The sequence below is a fragment of the Faecalibacterium sp. HTF-F genome (assembly GCF_023347535.1).
GTDB classification, from domain to species: domain Bacteria; phylum Bacillota; class Clostridia; order Oscillospirales; family Ruminococcaceae; genus Faecalibacterium; species Faecalibacterium wellingii.
Genome location: NZ_CP094473.1, coordinates 2,204,482 through 2,222,281, shown reverse-complemented (window position 1 = coordinate 2,222,281; position 17,800 = coordinate 2,204,482). Strand labels below are relative to the sequence as shown.

Genomic DNA, 17,800 nt, shown 5'->3' with positions numbered 1-17,800 from the left:
CTACCATGTCCGCCAGCCGCATACAAGGGGATATAATAAAAAGCTCTGGGAATACCAGAGCTTTCTTGCGGAAACGATCATGATATGTTATAATCATTTTGCCGCAGAAAAGCGGCTGAAAGGCACTGCACATACGGCAGGCGGTTGGCCCTCACTTCCGGAAGGAGGTGAGAGGATGCCTATTACTTTGACATTCCATCTATTTGGATTTACATTTACGATCAAGGTAAGAAAGTAAAAACCGCCACCCCGGCAGGTGACGGTTTTCTTTGAACAAAAGCTAAACCAAAACCAAAAGGGCTGACCGCTTGTCGCAGTGCCTTTTGTAATCATAGTATAGCTTTTTTTGAGCGTATTGTCAAGCAAAAGCATCAGACAGTCCACGGAAACTGATTTCCCGAATAAAGGCATTTGTCTAGGATCAGGCTGCAAAAGCGGATGTCCATGGCAACCCTCAGTTTTCCTTGACAATGCGTGGAAAACAGGCTATACTGTACATAGAAAAGGTGCTGTCCGCAATGGTCAGCTCCCTCTGGCTAGTCAATAAGAATGACCGCTCAGGATTGGGACTCTGGGGCGGTCATTTCTTATTGTTATGGATCTCTTTGAAGATCGTCCATGTGATCTGAAACGTCATGTAGACCGCACCGCCAATGGCGGTGAGCAGTGTCAGTACGTCATTCCATCCCATGAGGCATCCCCCCTTTCGCGTTTGCGGACGGGGGAATCAAAAACAACAAGCTTTTTACGTCCCCCGACGCTTGCCGGAGGAAGCTAGACCACCTGCACTTGCAGATAACACCTTAACACCGCCGAAGCGGCAAGACCAGTATAACATAGATCGTCAGACTTCGCAATCAGGGGATAAAAATCACAATTTCCTACCGAAAAACTTCGTTTTGCCTGTTGACAAATCCGGCAGATGGGGTTATTATAAATGCAATATCACAAAAATGGCTGTGAAGAGAAGAGTAGGCCTTCGCATTGATCCTTACCAGAAAGCCCGGGCGATGGAAAAGGGCGGGAAACAGGAAGCTGAAAATGGTCTCGGAGCCGTGCGGGCGAGGCGCATGAGTGCTAAGTCTGCAACGGGAGCGCCCGTTACAGCGTCCGGCTGTAAGCAGCATTGCTGCCGCAGCATCGAGGCTGTGCCCGTGAGGGTACGGTAAACCAAGGTGGTACCACGGAAGTATGTTATGCTCCCGTCCTTGCTGAGCGTTATGGCGCAAAGTCAAGGACGGGAGCTTTTTTCATGCTTGCGTTCACAGGCCGCGTGCGGAACTGTGCCGTGCGGGCCGCAGTACATTTTATTAAGCAATAGAGAGGGAACAAAACTATGATTACTCGTCGTGATTTTCTGAAGGTTTCTGGCGTCGCAGCTGCTGCAGCTGCCCTGACCGCATGCGGCGGATCTTCTTCCACCGCATCTTCCGCTGCTTCCGGCACTGCTTCTTCTGCAGCTGCTTCCACTGCAGCAAAGCTGGATAAGGTGAAGGTGGCTGTGCCCAACGATACCACCAACGAGGCACGTGCTCTGACCCTGCTGGAGAAGAACGGCTTCTTTAAGCTGAAGGCAGACGCCGGCCTGACCGCTACCAAGAACGACATCGAGGAGAACCCCCTGAATGTCACCGTTGATGAGGTGGAGGCCGCTCAGGTGCCCAACGTCCTGCAGGATGAGGACTACGCCGTTATCAACTCCAACTACGCAATTCCTGCTGGTCTGGACCCCATGACCGACGCTCTGGCAATGGAGGACGGCTCCTCTGATTACGTCAACGTGCTGGTCTGCAAGGAGGGCAACGAGAACGAGCCCAAGATCAAGGCGCTGGTGGCTGCTCTGCAGAGCCAGCAGGTCAAGGACTTCATGGATGAAAACTACAAGGGCGCTGTGGTCTCTGTTGTGGAGAACCCCACCGACGGCTACGACTCTTCCATCGACTACGATGCACTGAACGGCGAGACCGTCAGCTGCGCTGCTACCCCGGCTCCCCACTGCGAGGTGCTGGAGGTCTGCAAGGACATTCTGGCTGCCAAGGGCATCACTCTGGACATTCAGGAGTACGATGACTATGTGATCCCCAACACCATCGTTGAGGACGGCCAGTGCGACACCAACTACTTCCAGCATCAGCCGTATCTGGACAACTTCAACGAGGAAAAGGGCACCCATCTGGTGACCGTTGCCGGCATCCATGTGGAGCCCATGGGCATCTACGGCGGCAAGCAGGACAGCCTGGCACCGATCCAGGGCTAAGCAAACTCCACAGTCACCGCAAGGGTTTGACTGAAGGAGCTTATTCAACAGCAAGGAGCAATTTCTGTGATCGAGATCAAACATCTTTCCAAGACCTTCCAGATGAAGGACGGCGCAGTGAATGCGCTGAAGGACATCAACCTCACCATTCCGGATGGTTCGATTTACGGCATCATTGGCATGTCCGGTGCGGGCAAATCCACGCTGGTGCGCTGCATCAATCTGCTGGAGCGCCCCACCGAGGGCAGCGTTGTCATTGACGGCACCGCGATGGAGACCCTGAACCCGGCCCAGCTGCGTGAGCGCCGCCGTGAGATCACCATGATCTTCCAGCAGTTCAACCTGCTGATGCAGCGCAGCTGCCTGAAGAACATCTGCTTCCCCATGGAGCTGGCCGGTGTAAAGAAGGCAGATGCCGAAAAGCGCGCCAGAGAGCTGCTGGAGGTGGTGGGCCTGCCGGATAAGGCCAATGCCTACCCGGCACAGCTGTCCGGCGGTCAGAAGCAGCGCATCGCCATTGCCCGCGCACTGGCAACGGACCCCAAGGTCCTGCTGTGCGACGAGGCTACCAGTGCGCTGGACCCCAACACCACTCATGCCATCCTGACCCTGATCAAGGACATCAACAAGAAGCTGGGCATCACGGTGGTGGTCATCACCCATCAGATGAGCGTTGTGGAGGAGATCTGCGATCACGTTGCCATTCTGGATGGCGGCGTCGTGGTGGAGGAGGGCTCCGTACAGGAGATCTTCTCGAACCCCAAAACGCCCGCAGCAAGGCGTCTGGTGGCCCCCAACGGCGGCAGCGCTGCGCGGGACCTTTCCAGCTTTGCCCCGGACGACCATGTGGTGCGCGTCACCTTCAACGGTTCGTCCACAGCAAAGCCGCTGGTGGCAAGCCTTGCTGCAGAAAAAGGCATTCTGGTGTCGGTGCTCAGCGCCGATACCCGCGACCTGAGCGGTCAGTGCTATGGCTCCATGCTGCTCAAGCTGCCCGCTGATGTGGAGCAGGCAAAGCAGGCTGCGGCCTATATGCGCGCCCAGCCCGGCATTACGGTAGAGGAGGTGACCGGCGAATGAGTATTGCAGATTACGGCTTTGCCATCTGGGAGACCTTTTACGTGACGGTCCTTTCCACTGCGTTTGCGCTGGTGCTGGGCCTGCCGCTGGGTGTGCTGCTGGTAGCGGGTGATAAGGACGGCGTCCTGCCGCTGCCCGGCTGGCTGATGCATACCCTGAACATCATCATCAACATCCTGCGCAGTGTGCCGTTCCTGATCTTGATGATCTGCGTGTTCCCGCTCACCCGTGCCATTGTGGGCACCACGGTGGGCACCACGGCCACCATCGTTCCGCTGGTGGTGGCAGCCTTCCCGTTCGTGGCGCGTCTGGTGGAGACCAGCCTGCGCGAGCTGGACGAGGGCGTGGTGGAAGCCGCCCAGAGCATGGGCGCGACCCCCTTCCAGATCATTACCAAGGTGATGATCCCGGAGTGCCTGCCGGGCCTGATCTCCAGCATGACCACCGCCCTGACCACCATTCTGGGCTACTCGGCCATGTCCGGTGTCATCGGCGGCGGCGGTCTGGGCAAGATCGCTTTGTCCTACGGCTATTACCGCTATCAGACCAACATCATGATCGTCTGCGTTGTGTTGCTGGTGCTGATGGTTCAGGTGTTCCAGACGGTGGGCACCGCATGGGCCACCAGAAGCGATAAGAGGCTGCGGAAGTAAGTCTGCATCTGACCGGGCGGCGGGCCGGGAGTTTCTCCGAGGACCGTCCGCTGGGGTGGGACCCTGCTTCCGAAGGAAGTAGGGCGGGAGCTGGAAGCCCCGAAATTTCGCGGAGAAAGCTCCTTGATGGCCTGCTTGCTCTCTAAGCCCCCGATGGGAAGTAAAATTTAACGTTTCAATTCCCCGCCGGAGGCTGCTGCACTCCTGCGGGGAATTGTGTTATACAGACAAACCCAGTAAAGGAGTATGTAGTATGAATCGTGATACCATCTGTGTGCAGGGCGGTTATACCCCCGGCAATGGCGAACCCCGCCAGATCCCCATTATCCAGTCCACCACCTTCAAGTACGCCACCAGCGAGGACATGGGCAAGCTGTTCGATCTGGAAGCCGACGGCTATTTCTATTCCCGTTTGCAGAACCCCACCTGCGACCTTGTGGCCAAAAAGATCTGTGAGCTGGAAGGCGGCACGGCCGCAATGCTGACCAGCAGCGGTCAGGCTGCAAACTTCTTTGCTCTGTTCAACCTCTGCGAAGCAGGCGACCACATCGTGGCATCCAGCACCATTTACGGCGGTACCTTCAACCTGATCTCTGTCACCATGAAGAAGATGGGCATTGAAGCCACCTTCGTGGACCCGCTGTGCACCGAGGAAGAGCTGAACGCCGCATTCCGGCCCAATACCAAGGTAGTGTTCGGCGAGACCATCGCAAACCCGGCCCTGACCGTGCTGGACATCGAGAAGTTTGCCAAGGCTGCTCACGCCCACGGCGTGCCGCTGATCGTGGACAACACCTTCCCCACGCCGGTCAACTGCCGCCCCTTTGAGTGGGGCGCGGATATCGTGACCCACTCCACCACCAAGTACATGGACGGCCACGGCGCAGTGCTGGGCGGTGCCATCGTGGACGGCGGCAAGTTCGATTGGATGGCCCACGCCGACAAGTTCCCCGGCCTGTGCACCCCGGACGACAGCTACCACGGCATCACCTATGCTGAGCGCTTCGGCAAAGAGGGTGCCTTTATCACCAAGGCGACCGCGCAGCTGATGCGTGATTTTGGCTCCATGCAGTCGCCCATGAACGCCTACATGCTGAACCTCGGTCTGGAAAGCCTGCATGTCCGGATGCAGCGCCACTGCGCCAACGGTATGGCCGTGGCAGAGTTCCTTGAGAGCCATCCCAAGGTGGCCTACGTGAACTACTGCGGTCTGGAGTCCAGCCCGTACCATGCACTGGCGGAGAAGTATCTGCCGAATGGCAGCTGCGGCGTGGTCAGCTTTGGTCTGGCCGGCGGTCGTGAGGCTGCAAGCATCTTTATGAAGAATCTGAAGCTGGCAGCCATCGAGACCCATGTGGCCGATGCCCGCACCTGCTGCCTGAACCCTGCATCCAGCACCCACCGCCAGATGAACGATGAGCAGCTGAAGGCTGCTGGTGTGCCCGCAGAGCTGGTGCGCATGAGCTGCGGTCTGGAAAGCAGCGAGGATCTCATTGCGGATATCGCACAGGCGCTGGATAAGATCTAAAAGGCAAACGGGTTCGCCCTCTCAGCTTCACTTCGTTCAGCAGCTCCCCCAAGGGGGGAGCCGCTGGCGAAAAAGTAAACTTTGTGGTTTTGCCAAGGCCTCCCACTTTGGGGGAGGTGGCACGGCGTAAGCCGTGACGGAGAGGGCGAGGCCGCTATCAATATCCGCACCAAAGGAGTACGACACTATGCCGCTGATCATTCCCAAGACTCTGCCTGCTTACGATGCCCTGTACAAGGAGAACGTCTTTGTCATGCATCGCGAGCGCGCCCTCGCCCAGCACATCCGGCCGCTGGAGATCCTGATCCTGAACCTGATGCCCACCAAGATCACCACCGAGACCCAGATCGCCCGTCTGCTGGCAAATACCCCGCTGCAGGTGCACATGACCCTGCTGCAGACGGCCAGCCATGCGGCGACCCACGTTTCGGCGGCACACCTCGAATCGTTCTATAAGAACTTTGGCGAGGTAAAAAACAACCGCTACGATGGCATGATCATCACCGGTGCACCGGTGGAGACCATGGACTTTGAGCAGGTGGATTACTGGCAGGAACTGTGCGAGATCATGGACTTCAGCGAGACGAATGTCTACTCCACCCTGCATGTGTGCTGGGGCGCACAGGCGGGCCTGTACTATCACTACGGCGTGCACAAGCAGTTGCTGCCGGAAAAGATGTTCGGCGTGTTCGAGCACCGGGTCGTCCGCCCGTCGAACCCTCTGGTGCGCGGCTTTGACGAGGTGTTCTATGCGCCCCACAGCCGCCATACCGGCATCAGCCGCGAGGATGTGGACAACTGCAAGGCTCTGCGCATCCTTGCCGAGAGCGATGTGGCCGGGCCTTTCCTCATGAGCACCGAGAACGGACGGCAGATCTTTGTCACCGGCCACCCGGAGTACGACAAGTACACGCTGGATTCGGAATACCGCCGCGATGTGGACAAGGGCCTGCCCATCCATGTGCCGGTGAATTACTACCCGGATGATGACCCGTCCAAACCGCCGCTGTTCCGCTGGCGTGCCCACGCCCACCTGCTGTATGAGAACTGGCTGAACTACTATGTCTACCAGAACACCCCCTATGATCTGGGCGAGATCCAGCGCGTAAAGCACGAATAAATGCAAAAGAAAACCGGTATTGCGTCAAAATTGCGCGATACCGGTTTTTGTGCTATACTGTTCCTGCGGCCCTTCTCCATTCCCCTAACCGCGGAAAGGAGGTGGTAACCAATGGAAGCCTTCATCTCATTTATACAGACTGTCGGAGCAGAGGTAGTTGCCTACTATCTGTGCAAGTGGCTTGACAGCCTGTTCTTCAAGGGCAGTAAGCACTAACCCAAGAAGCCCCCCGGTAGTATCAGTACCGGGGGGCTTTTGGTTTTTTCGTGGTAACCACGGAACAGGCCTTCATCTCATTGCCTATCTTTAGTATATGCAGTTTTGGGCAAAAGTCAAGCGATGAAATGCAAATTATTTTTTACGCCTTACCGGCTTTTTCTTGCGCACGCTGTAGCCAAAGGTGCCCAGCTTCCGGCCCAGAGCCAGATAGTCACCGTGGCTGTAGACGATGAGCTTTGCCTTTTCGAGACACAGCTTGCCGTTTTCGTCCAGCAGGCTTTCGTCCACATCACAGGCCACCACTTCGGCAAGGAACAAATCGTGGCTGCCCAGCGGGATCACCTGGGTCACCCTGCACTCAAGGTTCACCGGGCTTTCTTCCAGAATGGGGCAGTCGGTCAGCACGGTGCCGGGGGCGGCGTGCAGGCCGCAGGCGGCAAACTTGTCCACGTCACGGCCGCTTTTCACGCCACACCAGTCCACCGAACGCACCAGCGCTTCGGTGGGCAGATTGATGGCAAACTGTCCGCTTTCCTGAATGAGGTGGTGGCTGTAGCGTTCCGGCCGAACGCTGATGGATACCATGCTGGGCTGGGTGCAGATGGTGCCCGTCCAGCCGATGGTGATGAGATTGGGCTTTTCCAGCCCGCCGCAGGACACCAGTACCGGCGGTTCCGGGTTCAGCAGGGTGCTGCCGCGCCAGCTCTGTTTGCTCATCCGTGATACTTCCTTTCGTAGGGGGCCCAGGTGCGCTCACTGATGATGTAGCGCGGACGGGCCTTGGTCTCCATATAGATCTTACCGATATATTCACCGATGACGCCCAGACACACCAGCTGCACGCCGCTCATGAAGCAGACGATGCACACGATGGAGGCCCAGCCGGCCACGCTGCTGCCCATGGCGGCACACACGATGGCCCAGATGACTCCGATAAAGCCGACCAGGCTCACGGCGATGCCTGCCCCGGTAATGATGCGGATGGGCTTGTTGGAAAGGCTGGTGATGCCGTCAAAGGCCAGTGCCAGCATCTTGCTCAGGGGGTAGTGGCTCTCACCGGCAAGGCGCTCATGGCGCTCGTAGGTGACAACATCGCTCCGGAAGCCCACCAGAGGCACCATGCCGCGCAGGAAAATGTTCACTTCCCTGTAGTCGGCAAAGCTTTCCAGCACACGGGTGCTAATGAGGCGGTAGTCTGCATGGTTGAACACGATGTCCGCACCCAGAGCGTTCATCACGTGATAAAAGCCCTCGGCGGTGAACCGCTTGAAGAAGGTGTCCGTATCGCGGCGGCTGCGCACACCGTAGACCACCTCGGCACCGTCCAGATACTTTTTTACCATCTCGTCCATGGCGTTGATGTCATCCTGACCATCACAGTCGATGGAAATGGTAATGTCGCAGGTGCCGCTGTGCAGCGCCTCCATCAGACCGGCCAGCACGGCGTTCTGGTGGCCGCGGTTGCGGCTCTGGGCGATGCCGATATAGTGCTCATCCTGCGCGGCAAAATTCTGGATCAGCTCCCATGTCTTGTCTTTGGAGCCGTCGTTCACGAACAGCACCCGGCTCTTTTCACTCACAAGGCCCTGTGCGGCCAGAGAATGGATCTTTTCCAGAAACATGGGTGCTGTGATGGGCAGCACCTGCTCTTCGTTGTAGCAGGGGATCACGATCCATAAAATCGGTTTTGACATATTTAAAAATACTCCTTAAAAATAACAAGATAATGCCGCTGACGGTTACGGCCTTCCAGTGAAAAAGAGTTTTAGAAAAATCCGCAGATTTTTCTAAAACTCAAATATAAAAATAAAATTTCCGCTGAATACAGCCAAAGCGCACGCGGCGGCTATTCAAATGGTCACTGCACCATCTGCTTCAACACCTCGGGTTTCAGCAGTTTGAAGCTGCTCTTGTAGGTATCCAGCAGGCCGTCCCGCTGCATCTGGCTCAGCTCACGGCTGAGGGCGCTGCGGTCACAGTTCAGGTAATCTGCCAGCTGGATGCGGGAGAACGGGATGCTGAAGGTCAGGCTTCCGGCCCGTTCGCTCTCGCTCAGAAGATAGGCGCACACCTTGGCCCGCAGACTTTTGAGCACCAGCAGGTCTACCCGGCGGGAGAGGGAAAAATATTTATCGCTGATGGTGCGCACCAGATTGCGCAGCGCCAGCTGATGCGCCGGGCTGCCGTCCGACAGCAGAAGCTGCTCGTAGGGGATGAGCAGCACCTCGCAGGGGGCCGATGCCACCACCGTGACCGGGCTGGTCCGGCTGGAACCGCCCAGCACATCACCGAATACCCCGCCAGGCTCCATGTGGGTGATGGGAATGCGGGTGCCCTGCGGCCCGGGACGGTAGGCTTCCAGCTCGCCGTTCAGCACGATGCCTACCCGGCGGCTGGGTTCGCCCGCCAGCACAAGGGCCTCGCCCTTGCCGTAGCTGCGCACCACGGCGCCCAGCTGGCTTAGCAGGGTCTGCAGCTCTTCGGCGGTCAGACCATTGAATAATGAGGTGGAGCATAACAGCGAAAGATAGTTTTTCATCGCAAATTTGTGGGAAAGACCTGGGGTCTCCACAGCCCTCCTGCAATTCCGTTGCACACGCAACGGTATTTTTGATTCTATTATAGTAAACTTAGACCCGCAAAGCAAATGATTTTGCAAATTTGCTTTGTAAAAAATATAAAAAGACAGTCCGATGATTCTGTGCAAAGTTTTGCGGCACAGGAATCGCGCTGTCTGATGAGGAAAAGAGGGAACCCCGCATGAAAAAACTGACATCTGTGCTGCTGGCTCTGGCCCTTGCGCTGAGCCTTGCCGCCTGCGGCGGCGCAGCATCCGGCACAACTGCTTCCAGCGCTGCCTCTGGCGAAGCCGTCTCCGAAGCTGCTTCCAGCGAGGAAGCCAAGGAGCTGTCCACCAACGATGCGCTGCGCATCGCCGGCCTGAAGGGCCCCACCACCATGGGTCTGGTGAACCTGCTGAGCATGGAAGAGGACGGAACTGCTTCCATGGACTACGACCTGCAGCTCTACGGTGCTGCCGATGAGATCGTGCCCCTGCTGATGAAGGGCGAGCTGGACATGGCTGCCATCCCGGCAAATCTGGCTGCGACTCTGTATCAGAAGACGGAGGGCGGCATTCAGGCTGTTGCCGTCAACACGCTGGGCGTGCTGTACGTAGTGGAAAAAGGCGGCGATACGGTCCAGTCCATGGCAGATCTGAAGGGCCGAACCATCCTGTCCACCGGCAAGGGCACCACGCCCGAGTACGTGCTGCGCTACCTGCTGACCCAGAACGGCATTGACCCGGACAAGGACGTGACCATTGAATACTACAGCGAGGCCACCGAGGTCACGGCTCAGATGGCCAATACCGAGGATGCCATTGCCGTCCTGCCCCAGCCTTATGTGACCGCTGCAGGCCTGCAGGACGACACCCTGCGTGTGGCTCTGGACCTGACCGAGGAGTGGAACAAGGTGGCCGATACCCAGCTCATCACGGGCGTGACCGTGGTGCGCAAGGAGTATGCCGAGGAACACCCGGACGTGGTGGCTGCATTCCTGACCGACTACGCCAAGAGCGTGGAAGCTGCCAATACCGATCTGGACGGCACCGCTGCTCTGTGCGAGGAGCAGGGCGTTGTGGCCAAGGCTGCGATCGCAAAGAAGGCTCTGCCCGAGTGCAACATCGTATGCCTGACCGGCGACGAGCTCAAGACCAACGCATCCGCTTATCTGCAGGTGCTGTTTGACGCCGACCCCAAGGCGGTGGGCGGCGCAATGCCCGGCGACGATTTCTACTGGGCTGCCGAGTAAGCCTTTCCTGAACCAGACCTTCTCTCCGGCCGCTGTGCGATTGGTACGCACGGCGGCTTTTTTGTTTGCACAAAATGCTTGTATCCCAGCTTTTGTGCTCCCTGCACAAATTTCAAGACAATTTTTTGTGAACGAAAATGAACGAAAGTGACTGAAAGTGATTGATTTCGGCACTGTATTTGCTATAATAAAGATGCAATCAACCAAAACAACGCACAAACGGTCACAAACCGTCAAACAAAAATAAAGCCAAAGGAGAGGGTGCAGATGCTGGCAGAAGAACGCTTCAGCCTGATCATGGAACAGCTGGACCGCAAACGCACCGTCACGGTGCAGGAGCTGTGTGAGGCGCTGAACACCAGCGAATCCACCATCCGCCGCGACCTGACCGAGCTGGATCGGCAGGGCAAGCTGAACAAGGTGCATGGCGGTGCCACGCTGCCGGACAGCCGCTTTCTGGCAGACGAACCCACCATGGAAGCAAAGGAAACGCTGGCAGTGGAGCAGAAGCGCAGCATCGCACAGGCTGCGGCGCAGCTCATCAACGCGAACGATTTTGTGTTCATCGATGCCGGTTCCACCACGCTGGAGCTGGTGCGGGTCCTGACCGGAGATGCCCTCAAGGCCAGCTATCTGACCAACGGCGTGGCCCACGCCCGGGCGCTGGCCCAGAAGGGCTGCCGGGTGTATCTGCCCGGAGGACTGCTGCGGCCCCAGACCGAGGCCATTGTGGGTGCGCCTACCGTGAGCATTATCCAGCAATACAATTTCACCAAGGCCTTCATGGGCGCCAACGGTGTGGCGCTGGAAGCAGGCTTTACCACCCCGGACCCGGAAGAAGCCGCCGTCAAGGCGGCAGCGGTGCACCGGGCACGGGAAACATGGTTCCTTGTGGATGACGCCAAGTTTGCCCGCATTTACCCGGCGGTCATCGCCGACCTGCAGGGCGGTGCCATCCTCACCAACCGCTGCCCCAATCCGAAATACAAACAGTTCACACTGGTAAAGGAGACAGAAGTATGATCTACACAGTTACATTCAATCCGGCCATCGATTATGTGGTGCGCTTGGAAGCACCGCTGGAAGTAGGCGAGGTGAACCGCGCAGCCGGTGAGGACTGCGTGCTGGGCGGCAAGGGCATCAACGTGTCCGGCGTGCTGGCACAGCTGGGCTGCGGGAGCGTGGCACTGGGCTTTGTGGCGGGCGAGACCGGTGCATGGCTGGAGCGGGGCCTTGCGGCACAGGGCATGAAGACCGACTTTGTGCATCTGGAGCAGGGCATGACCCGCATCAATGTAAAGATCAAAGCCGGGCAGGAGACCGAGCTGAACGGGGCGGGCCCCGACATCCCGGAGAGCGCCATGCAGGAGCTGGAAAAGAAACTGGACAGCCTGAACGAGGATGATATCCTCATTCTGGCGGGCAGCATTCCCAAGAGCCTGCCGCAGGATACCTACGAGCGGCTGCTGGCCCGGCTGCAGGGCAGGGGCGTGCGCGCGGTGGTGGATGCCACCCGCGACCTGCTGGTGAATGTTCTGCAGTATCACCCCTTCCTCATCAAACCCAACAATCACGAGCTGGGCGAGATCGTGGGCAAGGTGCTGAAAACAGAGGAAGAGATCATTGCTGCGGCCCGCACCCTGCAGGAAAAGGGCGCCCGCAACGTGCTGGTGAGCATGGCGGGGGACGGTGCTCTGCTGGTGGACGAGCAGGGACAGGTACACCGCATCGGCTGCCCCAAGGGAAAGGTTGTAAACAGCGTGGGCGCAGGCGACAGCATGGTGGCCGGCTTTGTGGCTGGCTGGATGCAGACCCGGAGCTATTCCTTTGCACTGCGTCTGGGCACCGCCTGCGGCAGCGCCACCGCGTTCAGTCTGGGTCTTGCCACCAAAGAAAAAATCGACGAACTGATGAAGAAAATCTGACCCTCTGTGACGGAGAGGGTTGCAGTTATACAGGAAGGGAGAAAAATCATGCGTATTACGGAATTATTCACCGCGCAGTCCATCGCACTGGATGAGGCTCTGACCGATCAGGAGCAGATCATCAGCCGTCTGGTGGAGCTGCAGGCCACCCATGGCAACATCACGGACAAGGAAGCCTACAAAAAGGCCCTTTATGCCCGTGAGGCGGAGGGCTCCACCTATGTGGACAACGGCATCACGGTGCCCCACGCCAAGACCAATGTAGTCACCCGGCCCAGTCTGGCGGCGCTGCGGTTGAGCAGCCCGGTGCAGTACAATGCCGAGGACGACGGCACCACCGACCTGCTGTTTGCCATTGCAGCTCCGGAAAACGGAAGCCTGCATGTGGACATGCTGGCCCGTATGATGCAGATGCTGATGAACGAGGACTTTGTAGAAAAGCTGAAGGCCGCAAAGACCCCGGCAGAGTTCCTTGACTGCATCGATGCACAGGAGGAGGCTCAGTTCGGTGCGGAGAGCTTCACCCAGCAGGAGATCCCCCAGAACGGCTACCGTATTCTGGCCGTGACCGCCTGCGTCAACGGCATTGCCCACACCTATATGGCAGCGGAAGCCCTGACCAAGGCCGGCGACAAGCTGGGCCTGCCCACCAAGGTGGAGACCAATGGCTCGGACGGTGCCAAGAACATCCTCACCAGAGAAGAGATCGCAAACTGCGATGGCATCATCGTGGCGGCAGAAAAGAAGGTGGAGACCGCACGCTTCGACGGCAAGCCGGTGCTGTTCACCCGGGTGGACGATGGCATCCACAAGCCGGAGGAGCTCATCAAGAAGATCGTGCACGGCGAGGTGCCTGTTTACCACGCCGAGGGCGGCGCACAGGCTGCCGAGGATGCTTCCAGCAAGGACAGCTTTGGCCGCACCCTGTACAAGAACCTGATGAACGGTGTCTCCCACATGCTGCCCTTCGTGGTGGGCGGCGGCATCATGATCGCACTGGCGTTCCTGCTGGACGATTACACCATCGATCCCTCCAACTTTGGCATGAACACCCCGGTCGCTGCCTTCTTTAAGACGGTGGGCAGCGCAGCCTTCGGTTACATGCTGCCCATTCTGTCGGCCTTCATTGCCATGTCCATTGCAGACCGTCCGGGTCTGGCAGTCGGCTTTGCGGGCGGTGTGCTGGCCATGAACGGCACCAACTTTGCAGGCATTGCAGCGGGTGAGACCACCGGTGTTTCCGGCGGCTTCCTTGCGGCGCTGCTGGCCGGTTTTGCTGCAGGCTACATCGTTGAGCTGCTGAAAAAGATCACCGAAAAGCTGCCTGCCAGCCTGAACGGCATCCGCCCCATGCTCATCTATCCGCTGGGCGGTATGCTCATCCTCGGCGCGGTGATGTGCGGCATCAACCCGGTCATGGGCATGATCAACACGGCCATGACCGATTGCCTGAACGCCATGGGCGGCACCTCCAAGGTGCTGCTGGGTGCCATCGTAGCCGGTATGATGAGCATTGATATGGGCGGCCCCTTCAACAAGGCAGCTTACGTCTTTGGCACGGCAGCCCTTGCCTCCGGCAACTATGAGGTGATGGCCGCTGTCATGGTGGGCGGCATGGTCCCTCCCATCGCCATCGCCCTGTCCACCACCTTCTGCCCCAAGAAGTGGACGGCCGACGAGCGCCGCAACGGCATCGTGAACTACGTCATGGGCCTGTGCTTCGTTACCGAGGGCGCGATCCCTTATGCAGCAGCAGATCCCCTGCGCGTCCTGCCCAGCTGCGTGGCCGGTGCAGCGGTGGCCGGTGCGCTCTCCATGACCTTCGGCTGCGCTCTGCGTGCACCGCACGGCGGCATCTTCGTGTTCCCTGTGGTTGACCACGCGGTGCTGTACTGTGTGGCACTGGCCGTGGGCAGCGTGCTGGGTGCCGTGATCCTGAGCCTGCTCAAGAAAAACCGTACCGACGCAGAATAAACGCTATTCCCTCCATATTCGAGATACTTCATAAAGCCGCAGCAAGCCCCCGGGTCTCCCCGGGGGCTTGCTGTATCCAGTTACCCGGCAGGACGGCAGGAAGTTTTCTCCGCGAACAGCCCGGAACCCACGGTTCCGCCCCACCACCTGCGGTGGCAGGGCCCCACTTCCCGGTCATTCGCTGGAGAAACTTCCTGCTGTCCTGCAAAACTACAGATAATTTTAGAATCAGATATAATCCGAAATGTACGGGATCTTATGGAACAGCACATCGTCCAGCCGTTCCACGGCTTCCTCCCGGCCCTCGATGCGTTCCAGCTCAAACAGGCGTTCTGCGGTCTTGTAGCCCAGCAGCAGGGTGGAAAGGGTGCCGATGCCCATTTTCAGGTGGTATTCGGCGGGGGCATTGGTCAGCTTGCAGCCGCCGTCTGCAAATCGGATGCGGAAGGTGCGGTTGTTCCAGGGCAGAAGAGTGTCCGCAATCTCCAACTCGATGCACAGCTCGCCGCCGTCCGGGTCGCAGGGGTAATCCTCCAGAAAGCCGGCCACATCCACGATACGGCCCATGGCATAGGGGCGGATGGCCTCTTTGATGTCGCCGTCGTCCATTTCAAAGGCGATGGGCTCACTGAAATAAGTATTGCCGTGCACCTCATCGATCATGGAATCGTGGGCATGGATGTACTCCCACAGGCCCTTCTGGGCCTCGCGGTTCAGGTAGATCATTTCCTTGATGTGCATGATGTCGTTCTTGATGAGGTACACCATGTAGCCGCAGGGCTTGTCTTTTACATTATAATAGACGGCAACGTTGGTGTCGTCCTCATCCCAGCGCCAGTATTCTTCCCATGCCAGCGCGTTGCGGAACAGGCACCCGTGCGTGATGGAAGCAAAGTGCGAGTGCAGCTCGTGGAATTCGGTGTTGTCCCATGCGACGCGCCGCACATAGCCGGGCGCGGAGACCTTTGTGGGGATCTGCCGGTCCTTGATGTTGAAGGAGATCTTGTTGGAGATGATCTCCCACCCAAGGTGATGGTACAGCGGGATGGAGTAGGGGTAGAGCAGGGCGAAGCTCTTGCCCTCCTTGTGCATCTGGGTCAGTCCCTGGATCATCAGCCGCTTCATGATGCCGTTGCCGGTGTACTCCGGGTAGGTACACACGCTGGTCACAAAGCCTACGTGATATACCGTGTCGTAGATGTTCATTTTCAGCGGGTAGACCGCGAACTGTGAGACGAGGTTTTTGCCGTCAAAGCAGCCCAGCACATCGGCGCGTTCCAGCACAGGAAACTTGGACTGCTTGATCTCGTCGTCCTTCCAGCCGGTGGCGGTAAGCTCTTCCTCGGTCACCTGAAAGGTATAGCGCAGCAGGGCGTTATACTGATCGAGATCGTCGGTCTCGAGATAACGGTATGTATAATCCTCGACAGAGTTCATGATAGACTTCCTCTCTGTTTTCAAAGACGTTTGCCGAACAGCTCCATTATACACCCGTTGTCAAAAAGGCGGCAAGAACCATTTTCACAAAAAACAGGGCAAAGAATAAGGCGAAACGCCGCATTTGCTGGAAAAAGCCTCTCGGGCCTCCTTTTGGATTGCACCCGGTTTTTGAGTGTGGTATACTGTTTCTGTTATGGAAAAGTTCCGGTGCGGTGTGCCGGGCACAGCAAAGAGGAAAAGGAAACGAACGATGAAAATTGGATTTGACAACGATAAATATCTTTCGATGCAGTCGGAGCACATCCGTGAGCGCATCAAGAAGTTCGACAACAAGCTCTATCTGGAATTCGGCGGCAAGCTGTTCGATGATTACCATGCATCCCGTGTGCTGCCGGGTTTTCAGCCCGATTCCAAACTGCAGATGCTGCTTCAGCTGAAGGATCAAGCCGAGGTGGTCATCGTTATCAGCGCCGAGGACATCATCAGCAACAAGATCCGCGGCGACTACGGCATCACCTACGATCTGGACGTGCTGCGCCTGATCGACGCGTTTCAGGAGGTGGGCCTGTATGTGGGCAGCGTGTGCGTGACCAAGTACGCCGCCGCACCGGAGGTGGAGGCCTTTGAAAAGCGGCTGAACGGTCTGGGCATCCGCACCTTCCGCCACTACAAAATTCCCGGCTACCCCAACGATGTGGCCCGCATCGTCAGCGATGAAGGCTACGGCAAGAACGATTACATCGAGACTCAGCGCCCGCTGGTGGTCATCACGGCCCCCGGCCCCGGCAGCGGAAAAATGGCGACCTGCCTTTCCCAGCTGTACCACGAGTACAAGCGCGGCGTCAAGGCCGGTTACGCCAAGTTCGAGACCTTCCCCATCTGGAACATTCCCCTCAAGCACCCGGTGAATCTGGCCTACGAGGCCGCCACGGCCGACCTGAACGATGTGAACATGATCGACCCGTTCCATCTGGAAGCCTACGGCGTGACCACCGTCAACTACAACCGCGACATTGAGATCTTCCCGGTGGTGAACGCCATGTTCGAGCTCATCGCGGGCAAGAGCCCCTACAAGAGCCCCACGGATATGGGCGTCAACATGGCAGGCAACTGCATCGTGGACGATGCGGTCTGCCGCGAAGCATCCCGCAAGGAGATCCTGCGCCGTTACTTCAAGTGCCTGTGTGAGCAGAAGATCACCGGCACGGTCAAGGAGACCGAGCGCTACAAGCTGGAGCTGCTGCTGAATCAGGCCGACCTGACCGTGGGCCAGCGCGAAGTGGAAAAGCAGGCTCATGCCCGCAGCGAGAGCACCGGCGGGGCCCCCGCTGCCGCCATTGAGCTGCCGGACGGTACCGTTGTTACCGGCAAGACCGGCCCCCTGCTGGGTGCGGCTGCATCTGCCCTGATGAACGCCCTCAAGGTGCTGGCCGGCATCCCGCAGGAGACCGACCTTGTGAGTGCGGCTTCCATTGAGCCCATCCAGACCCTCAAGACCAACTATCTGGGCGGCAAGAATCCCCGCCTGCACACCGATGAGATCCTCATTGCCCTGTCCAGCTCTGCAGCCAACAATGAGCAGGCCGCAGCGGCCATGCACCAGCTGCCGAACCTCAAGGGCTGCGATGTGCACTCCACTGTGCTGCTCTCGAGTGTGGATACCAGCACCCTGAACCGGCTGGGAATGTACCTGACCTGTGACCCCGTTTACGAGGAAGAGGACCGCAAGTACCACAAGCAGTAAATCATACAAAAAACAAAACAGGCGCATCCAAAGGCCGAAAGGCTGGC

At 58.1% G+C, this 17,800-nt stretch carries 14 protein-coding genes; 10 read left to right on the top strand and 4 right to left on the bottom strand.

The annotated features are described in order from the left end of the window. Nucleotides 1-1,336: 1,336 nt before the first annotated feature. From MTP37_RS10545 to metA, 5 genes are all read left to right on the top strand, one after another. Entirely contained in the window at nt 1,337-2,257 is a 921-nt protein-coding gene (locus MTP37_RS10545; protein ID WP_249237238.1) for a MetQ/NlpA family ABC transporter substrate-binding protein, read from the top strand. A 66-nt stretch (nt 2,258-2,323) separates the two neighbouring features. Beyond that, a complete protein-coding gene (locus MTP37_RS10540) occupies nt 2,324-3,337 on the top strand; it encodes a methionine ABC transporter ATP-binding protein (protein ID WP_249237237.1) in 1,014 nt (337 codons plus the stop codon). Beyond that, a complete protein-coding gene (locus MTP37_RS10535) occupies nt 3,334-3,990 on the top strand; it encodes a methionine ABC transporter permease (protein ID WP_249237236.1) in 657 nt (218 codons plus the stop codon). Before MTP37_RS10540 ends, MTP37_RS10535 begins: the two co-directional genes overlap by 4 nt. Before the next feature lie 253 nt (nt 3,991-4,243). Then, nucleotides 4,244-5,518 carry an O-acetylhomoserine aminocarboxypropyltransferase/cysteine synthase family protein gene (locus MTP37_RS10530; RefSeq protein WP_249237235.1) on the top strand — a complete coding sequence of 425 codons (1,275 nt, stop codon included), beginning with the start codon at nt 4,244-4,246 and terminating at the stop codon, nt 5,516-5,518. A gap of 187 nt (nt 5,519-5,705) precedes the next feature. After that, nucleotides 5,706-6,638, top strand: a complete 933-nt coding sequence (gene metA / locus MTP37_RS10525) for a homoserine O-acetyltransferase MetA (protein ID WP_249237234.1) — start codon at nt 5,706-5,708, stop codon at nt 6,636-6,638. A 351-nt stretch (nt 6,639-6,989) separates the two neighbouring features. On the opposite strand, the gene MTP37_RS10520 is transcribed toward metA, so the two are convergent. From MTP37_RS10520 to MTP37_RS10510, 3 genes are all read right to left on the bottom strand, one after another. Then, entirely contained in the window at nt 6,990-7,574 is a 585-nt protein-coding gene (locus MTP37_RS10520) for a flavin reductase family protein (RefSeq protein ID WP_249237233.1), read from the bottom strand. Beyond that, nucleotides 7,571-8,551, bottom strand: a complete 981-nt coding sequence (locus MTP37_RS10515) for a glycosyltransferase family 2 protein (RefSeq protein ID WP_249237232.1) — start codon at nt 8,549-8,551, stop codon at nt 7,571-7,573. The genes MTP37_RS10520 and MTP37_RS10515 overlap by 4 nt, the downstream gene beginning before the upstream one ends. Before the next feature lie 164 nt (nt 8,552-8,715). Continuing rightward, nucleotides 8,716-9,429, bottom strand: a complete 714-nt coding sequence (locus tag MTP37_RS10510) for a Crp/Fnr family transcriptional regulator (RefSeq protein WP_249237231.1) — start codon at nt 9,427-9,429, stop codon at nt 8,716-8,718. Nucleotides 9,430-9,617: 188 nt separating this feature from the next. Between MTP37_RS10510 and MTP37_RS10505 the strand changes: the two genes are divergently transcribed. From MTP37_RS10505 to MTP37_RS10490, 4 genes are all read left to right on the top strand, one after another. Beyond that, on the top strand, nt 9,618-10,670 hold the full coding sequence (locus MTP37_RS10505; RefSeq protein ID WP_249237230.1) for an ABC transporter substrate-binding protein: 1,053 nt from the start codon (nt 9,618-9,620) through the stop codon (nt 10,668-10,670). A gap of 267 nt (nt 10,671-10,937) precedes the next feature. Next, nucleotides 10,938-11,693 carry a DeoR/GlpR family DNA-binding transcription regulator gene (locus tag MTP37_RS10500; RefSeq protein WP_249237229.1) on the top strand — a complete coding sequence of 252 codons (756 nt, stop codon included), beginning with the start codon at nt 10,938-10,940 and terminating at the stop codon, nt 11,691-11,693. Beyond that, a complete protein-coding gene (gene pfkB, locus MTP37_RS10495) occupies nt 11,690-12,595 on the top strand; it encodes a 1-phosphofructokinase (protein ID WP_249237228.1) in 906 nt (301 codons plus the stop codon). Before MTP37_RS10500 ends, pfkB begins: the two co-directional genes overlap by 4 nt. 48 nt (nt 12,596-12,643) lie before the next feature. Beyond that, nucleotides 12,644-14,569 carry a PTS fructose transporter subunit IIABC gene (locus tag MTP37_RS10490; protein WP_249237227.1) on the top strand — a complete coding sequence of 642 codons (1,926 nt, stop codon included), beginning with the start codon at nt 12,644-12,646 and terminating at the stop codon, nt 14,567-14,569. A 228-nt stretch (nt 14,570-14,797) separates the two neighbouring features. On the opposite strand, the gene MTP37_RS10485 is transcribed toward MTP37_RS10490, so the two are convergent. Beyond that, complete coding sequence (locus tag MTP37_RS10485) at nt 14,798-16,006, bottom strand: GNAT family N-acetyltransferase (protein WP_249237226.1); 1,209 nt, start codon at nt 16,004-16,006, stop codon at nt 14,798-14,800. A gap of 253 nt (nt 16,007-16,259) precedes the next feature. Between MTP37_RS10485 and MTP37_RS10480 the strand changes: the two genes are divergently transcribed. Continuing rightward, nucleotides 16,260-17,753 (top strand): DUF1846 domain-containing protein, encoded by a 1,494-nt coding sequence (locus MTP37_RS10480; protein WP_249237225.1) that lies wholly within the window; start codon nt 16,260-16,262, stop codon nt 17,751-17,753. The last annotated feature ends 47 nt before the right edge of the window (nt 17,754-17,800 follow it).